Source organism: Micromonospora maritima (assembly GCF_902825405.1).
Classification (GTDB): Bacteria; Actinomycetota; Actinomycetes; order Mycobacteriales; family Micromonosporaceae; genus Micromonospora; species Micromonospora maritima.
The window spans coordinates 1-6089 of record NZ_CADEAU010000328.1 but is presented as its reverse complement, the minus strand read 5'-3'; the positions used below and the strand labels follow the sequence as shown (position 1 = coordinate 6089).

The following is a 6089-nucleotide window of genomic DNA, read 5'->3' as shown; positions in this document are numbered from 1 at the left end:
GCCATCGCCACCGCCTCGACCGGGGTCAGGTTGACCGGCGGCAACGTGCGCGCCCGGTCGACCACGTAGCCGCCGGTGCGGCCCGGCTCGGCCCAGATCGGCACCCCGGCGCCCTGCAACGCGCCGATGTCGCGCTCGACGGTGCGGGTGCTGACCTCGAAGCGGTGCGCCAGCCAGCGCGCGCTGCGCGGGCGTGGCGACACCGCCCGCAGCTCCTCGACCAGGGCGTAGAGACGGTCCGTCCGGTTCACGTCCCGGACGCTATGCCCCGGGTCCGACAACCGTCAGGCGATGCAGGCGCAGACGATCAGCGCGGCGCCGAAGTGGGTGGCGGCGCTGACCCGGGCCGCCGGGTGCGGCTCGTCGGCGGCGATGACGTCGCCCAGCTTGCCCGGGGTGAGCAGGTCCAGCACCAGGAACGCCAACGCCATCACCAGCAGGCCGACCAGCCCGAAGACCACCGTGGAGGCCAGCCCCTTGGCGAAGGAGCTGTAGCTGGTCAGGATGGCGGTGAACACGATGCCGGCGATGCCGATCTGGTTGGCGGCGAGCAGCAGCGCCGCGTTGCCGTTGCGGCGGACCCAGATCAGCTCCCGCAGCTTGCCCGGCGTGAGCAGGTCGACCAGCAGGAAGCCGGCGGCCATCAACCCCACCCCGACGACCCCGAACACGATGCTCTGCCACGCCCCGTTGAGCAGGTCTCCCAGCACCGAACGCCCTCCCCGGCTCCGTTCGCCCGGCGCCGGTGCGCGGGCGGTGCCGCAGACGATAGCGGCACCGCGCCAGCATGATCTAGAGCGAGAGGTAGTGCTGCCGCTCGTAGGGGGTGACCTCGCGGCGGTACTGCTCCCACTCGGCCCGCTTGTTGCGCAGGAAGAAGTCGAAGACGTGCTCGCCGAGCACCTCGGCGACCAGCTCGGAGCCGGCCATCACGTCGATCGCCTCGGACAGGTTCTCCGGCAGCGCCTCGTAGCCCATGGCGCGCCGCTCGGCGCTGCTCAGCGACCACACGTCGTCCTCGGCGCCCGGGGGCAGCTCGTAGCCCTCCTCGATGCCCTTGAGGCCGGCGCCGAGCATGACCGCGAACGCCAGGTAGGGGTTGGTCGCCGAGTCCAGCGACCGCACCTCGACCCGGGCCGAGTTCGGCTTGCCGTAGGCCGGCACGCGGACCAGCGCGGACCGGTTCAGGTGACCCCAGCAGACGTACGCCGGGCTCTCGGTGATCCGGTCCGGCAGCGCCTGCGGGAACAGCCGCTTGTAGGAGTTGACCCACTGGTTGGTGACCGCGGTGTACTCACGGGCGTGGGTGAGCAGCCCGGCGATGAACGACTTGGCGACCTTGGACAGCTTCATCGGGTCGCCGGCGTCGTGGAACGCGTTGCGCTCCCCCTCGAACAGCGACAGGTGGGTGTGCATGCCGCTGCCCGGCTGGTCGGTGAACGGCTTCGGCATGAAGCTGGCCTGCACCCCGGTGGAGAGCGCCACCTCCTTCACCACGTGCCGGAACGTCATGATGTTGTCGGCGGTGGTGAGCGCGTCGGCGTAGCGCAGGTCGATCTCCTGCTGGCCGGGGGCGACCTCGTGGTGGCTGAACTCCACCGAGATGCCGATCCGCTCCAGCGCCAGCACGGCCTGGCGGCGGAAGTCCCGCGCGACGGCGTGCGTGGTGTGCTCGAAGTAGCCGCCGGTGTCCACCGGGACGGGCACCGAGCCGTCCTGCGGGCCGTTCTCCAGCAGGAAGAACTCGATCTCCGGGTGGGTGTAGAAGGTGAAGCCCTTGTCGGCCGCCCGGGAGAGCATCCGGCGCAGCACGTGCCGCGGGTCGGCCCAGGACGGGCTGCCGTCGGGCAGGAGGATGTCGCAGAACATCCGCGCGCTCTCGCCGCTGACGCCGCCCTCGAACGGGAACACCTGGAACGTGGTCGGGTCGGGCATGGCCACCATGTCCGACTCGAAGACCCGGGCGAAGCCCTCGATGGCGGAGCCGTCGAAGCCGATGCCCTCCTCGAAGGCCGCCTCCAGCTCCGCCGGGGCCACCGAGACGCTCTTCAGCGTGCCGAGCACGTCGGTGAACCACAGCCGGACGAAACGGATGTCCCGCTCCTCCAGCGTACGGAGGACGAACTCCTGCTGACGGTCCACATCCACCCCTCGTGACACGTACGTCCTGCACCGGCCGGGCCGGCCCGGCTGACCGCTCAGTCTCCACCGGCCTCGTTACGCCGACGTTACGCCCTCCCCCGGCGGGTCGTCCTGCCGTGTCCCGCCCCGGGGGACGCCCGGCGGGCGGTGGCCCGCGTCTCCCGCGACCGGCGGGACTGGGGCGGGACGACTGGGGGAAGATGGGGACATGCCCACCCTGCGTCTCGCCCTGTGCCAGGTCAACCCGACGGTCGGCGACCTCGGCGGAAACGCCGAGCGGGTCCGCGCGTGGACCCGCAGGGCCGCCGACTCCGGCGCCCAGCTGGCCCTGTTCCCCGAGCTGATGGTGACCGGTTACCCGGTCGAGGACCTGGTCTTCCGCCCGTCCTTCGTCGCCGCGTCCCGGGCCGCGCTGCACCGGCTCGCGGCCGACCTGGCCGCCGACGGCCTCGGTGACCTGCCGGTCCTGGTCGGCTACCTCGACGCGGACGGTCCCCCGCAGGTCAGCGCCGACGCCGAGCCGGGCCGGGGGGCTCGCAACGCGGCGGCGCTGCTGCACCGCGGCGAGGTGGTGGCCACCTACTTCAAGCACCACCTGCCCAACTACGGGGTGTTCGACGAGGACCGCTACTTCGTCCCCGGCGACACGCTGACCGTGGTGCGCGTCGGCGGCGTCGACGTGGCGCTGACCATCTGCGAGGACCTGTGGCAGGCCGGCGGCCCGTTCGCGGTGGCCCGGCAGGCCGGCGTCGGGCTGGTGCTGAGCATCAACGGCTCGCCGTACGAGCTGAACAAGGACGACGCGCGGCTGCCGCTGGTGCGCCGGCGCGCCGCCGAGGCGGGCGCGGCGATCGCGTACGTGAACATGGTCGGCGGCCAGGACGAGCTGGTCTACGACGGCGACTCGCTGATCGTGGACGCCGACGGCACGCTGCTGGCCCGGGCGCCGCAGTTCGTCGAGCACCTGCTGGTGCACGACGTGGAGCTGCCCGCCGCGCCGGAGGCGACAGGCGGCGCAGCCGACCTGGCCGACGGGATGCGGCTGGTCCGCCACGAGGTCTCCGGCATCCCGGCCGCGCCGACCGGTCCGGCGGCGACCGGCGGGATCATCGAGCCGGTCGCCGACGAGGCCGAGGTGTGGCAGGCGCTGGTGCTGGGCCTGCGCGACTACGTGGACAAGAACCGTTTCCCCTCGGTGGTGCTCGGCCTCTCCGGCGGCATCGACTCGGCGGTGGCGGCGGCCCTCGCGGTGGACGCGCTCGGCCCGCAGCGGGTGGTCGGCGTCTCCATGCCCAGCCAGCACTCCTCCGAGCACTCCCGCAGCGACGCCGAGGACCTGGCCAAGCGGACCGGCCTCGACTACCGCGTCGAGCCGATCCAGCCGATGGTCGACACGTTCCTGGCCAACATGTCGCTGTCCGGGGTGGCGGTGGAGAACCTCCAGGCCCGGGTACGCGGCGTGATCCTGATGGCGCTGTCGAACCAGGAGGGCCACCTGGTGCTCACCACCGGCAACAAGAGCGAGCTGGCGGTGGGCTACTCGACGCTCTACGGCGACTCGGTGGGCGGCTACAACCCGGTCAAGGACGTCTGGAAGACGCTCGTGTGGCGGCTGGCGAAGTGGCGCAACGCGGACGCGACGCGACGCGGCGAGACGCCGCCGATCCCGGAGAACTCGATCGGCAAGCCGCCGTCGGCCGAGCTGAGCCCCGGCCAGCTCGACAGCGACACGCTGCCCGACTACGACGTGCTCGACCCGATCCTGATCGGCTACGTCGACGGCGACCTGGGCCGGGACGGCCTGATCGAGTCCGGCCACGACCCGGCGGTGGTGGACAAGGTGCTGCGAATGGTGGATACCGCCGAGTACAAGCGGCGGCAGTCCGCGCCCGGCACCAAGATCTCCATGAAGGCGTTCGGACGGGACCGGCGACTGCCGATCACCAACCGCTGGCGCGAGGACGGCTGAGCGAGCCTCGGCCGGGAGTGAATTCCTCCACTCCGACCTGCCCCCGACCGGCCGCCCGGTGCGACGATCGCGGGGAACCCGGGGACCGCGCGCGCGGCCTCGAGGAAGGAGATTGTCATGGTGGAGTCCACCCCGACCGAGGTGACCGCCCTCTACGGCGGGCCGGCCACCCGGCGGATCCGCACCCGCGACCTGATCGCCGCCAAGGAGCGCGGCGAGCGGTGGGCCATGCTCACCTCGTACGACCAGTACACCGCCTCGATCTTCGACCAGGCGGGGATTCCGGTGCTGCTGGTCGGCGACTCGGCGGCGAACAACGTCTTCGGCTACGAGACCACGCTGCCGGTCACCGCCGAGGAGCTGCTGCCGCTGGTCCGCGCCGTGGTGCGGGCCACGAAGCACTCGCTGATCGTCGGCGACCTGCCCTTCGGCTCGTACGAGGAGGGGCCGGCGCAGGCGCTGCGCACCGCGGTGCGGTTCATGAAGGAGGGCGGCTGCCACGCGGTGAAGCTGGAGGGCGGCCGGCGCTGCGCGGCCCAGATCGAGGCGATCGTCGGGGCCGGCATCCCGGTGATGGCGCACATCGGCTTCACCCCGCAGAGCGAGCACACGCTCGGCGGCTACCGCGTGCAGGGCCGCGGCGACACCGCCGAGGAGGTGCTCGCCGACGCGCGCGCGGTGGCCGAGGCGGGCGCGTTCGCGGTGGTGCTGGAGATGGTGCCCGGTGAGGTGGCCAAGCGGGTCACCGGCGAGCTGCGCATCCCCACCGTCGGCATCGGGGCCGGCCCGGACACCGACGGCCAGGTGCTGGTCTGGCAGGACATGGCCGGGCTGCGCACCGGCCGGGCACCCCGGTTCGTCAAGCGCTACGCCGACCTGGCCGGCGCGCTCACCGACGCCACTCGCCGGTTCGCCGACGAGGTACGCGGCGGCGAGTTCCCGGCCGCCGAGCACACGTTCTGAGGTGTAAGGAAGGGCCCCTTCCTAACGCCTGGCGTAGAGGAGGGGCCCCTTCTTAACACACACGCTTCCGCGCGAGCGGTCAGAGATCCGTGACCCGGATGCCGGCGTGCGCCTTGTAGCGCTTGTTGATCGCGATCAGGTTCGCGGTGAACGCCTCGATCTGGTGGGCGTTGCGCAGCCGGCCGGCGTAGATGCCGCGCATCCCGGGGATCCGGGCGGCCAGCGCCGCGACCACGCCCACCAGCTCCCGGTCCTCGGTGCAGATCAGCACGTCGAGGTCGATCCGGTCGACCTCCGGGTCGGCCAGCAGCGGCGCGCTGACGTGGTTGAAGGCGGCGCAGACCCGGGAGTCGGGCAGCAGCGCGGCGGCCTGCTGCACGGCGCTGCCCTCGGCCACGGTGAGCGCGTACGGGCCCTGCTTGTCGAAGCCGAGCGGGTTGACGCAGTCCACGACGATCTTGCCGGCCAGCGGCTCGGCGAGCGCGGCGACGGTGGCGGCGTGGCCGTCCCACGGCACCGCCACGATCACCACGTCGCTGCGCCGGGCCACCTCGTCGTTGTCGGCGCCGGAGACCGCCACGCCGGCCGGCATCCCGGGCAGGGCGGCGATTTCGGCGGCGGCCTGGGCGGCCCGGTCGGCGGCGCGGGAGCCGATCAGCACGGGCTGCCCGGCCCGGGCGAACCGGTAGGCGAGACCCCGCCCCTGGTCGCCGGTGCCACCGATGATGCCGACGGTCAGCCCGGAGACGTCGGGCAGCGTGGTCGCGTCGTAAGCCATGCGGTCATCCTCGCAAAGGGTGCCCACGGTCGGCGCGTCGAGGCGCTGTGACAATCCCCGCGCCGGCCGCCGGGTCGGGTGCGGGACATCCGGCGCCGCCGCCGGTCAGGCGCGTTCGAAGGCGACCTTGCGCGCCACCGGGTCGGCGACGGTCAGCCGGACCCGGACGCGCTCGCCGAGCGGCAGGTCGCCGACGCAGCGGGCCCGCACCGGCGGCTCGTCCAGCGCGACCGTGCC

At 72.8% G+C, this 6089-nt stretch carries 7 protein-coding genes; 2 read left to right on the top strand and 5 right to left on the bottom strand.

The window, feature by feature from the left end; genetic code table 11:
* The 3 genes from HUW36_RS23390 to glnA form a co-directional block, all read right to left on the bottom strand.
* Window positions 1-251 (bottom strand): helix-turn-helix transcriptional regulator (locus HUW36_RS23390; RefSeq protein WP_174530148.1); only part of this gene is annotated, 251 nt, incomplete at its 3' end.
* A 33-nt stretch (window positions 252-284) separates the two neighbouring features.
* Complete coding sequence (locus HUW36_RS23385; protein WP_174530147.1) at window positions 285-710, bottom strand: DUF350 domain-containing protein; 426 nt, start codon at window positions 708-710, stop codon at window positions 285-287.
* An 82-nt stretch (window positions 711-792) separates the two neighbouring features.
* The gene (gene glnA / locus HUW36_RS23380) at window positions 793-2142 is read right to left on the bottom strand and encodes a type I glutamate--ammonia ligase (protein ID WP_091572849.1); all 1350 of its coding nucleotides are present in this window, start codon (window positions 2140-2142) and stop codon (window positions 793-795) included.
* 208 nt (window positions 2143-2350) lie between these two features.
* Between glnA and HUW36_RS23375 the strand changes: the two genes are divergently transcribed.
* The gene (locus HUW36_RS23375) at window positions 2351-4111 is read left to right on the top strand and encodes an NAD+ synthase (protein ID WP_174530145.1); all 1761 of its coding nucleotides are present in this window, start codon (window positions 2351-2353) and stop codon (window positions 4109-4111) included.
* 117 nt (window positions 4112-4228) lie between these two features.
* Window positions 4229-5074, top strand: a complete 846-nt coding sequence (panB, locus tag HUW36_RS23370; protein WP_174530144.1) for a 3-methyl-2-oxobutanoate hydroxymethyltransferase — start codon at window positions 4229-4231, stop codon at window positions 5072-5074.
* Between the two features lie 79 nt (window positions 5075-5153).
* On the opposite strand, the gene npdG is transcribed toward panB, so the two are convergent.
* Complete coding sequence (gene npdG / locus HUW36_RS23365; protein ID WP_174530143.1) at window positions 5154-5852, bottom strand: NADPH-dependent F420 reductase; 699 nt, start codon at window positions 5850-5852, stop codon at window positions 5154-5156.
* 105 nt (window positions 5853-5957) lie between these two features.
* Window positions 5958-6089 (bottom strand): hypothetical protein (locus tag HUW36_RS23360; RefSeq protein WP_174530142.1); only part of this gene is annotated, 132 nt, incomplete at its 5' end.